The following is a 278-nucleotide window of genomic DNA, read 5'->3' on the forward strand; positions in this document are numbered from 1 at the left end:
GGTACAAAAGTACAATTAGCAGTTTCATCTGAAAGGGTGTTACTCATATGAAGAAACGGAAAGCACTAAGTGGCCTTACTATTGTTAAAATATTGCTGTATATATTTTTTGGACTATTTTTACTCCTTCCGTTATTCTCAGTCTTTTTAGTTAGTTTTACCGGACAACCGATGAATATTCTTGGGGCACTAACAAATTCAAATATCATGAGCTCTACCATCGAGAAATTAAAAGGATTTTCTCTGGAGCATTATAAGGAAATTTTTACAAATAAGGGC

1 pseudogene is annotated in these 278 nt (G+C 33.5%); it reads left to right on the forward strand.

The annotated features are described in order from the left end of the window. Positions 1–47 precede the first annotated feature (47 nt). Positions 48–278: pseudogene (locus RYX56_RS22015) on the forward strand (ABC transporter permease); the annotation flags it as partial.

The organism is Alkalihalophilus lindianensis (genome assembly GCF_032843265.1).
In the GTDB taxonomy this organism is placed as follows: domain Bacteria; phylum Bacillota; class Bacilli; order Bacillales; family Bacillaceae_D; genus Alkalihalophilus; species Alkalihalophilus lindianensis.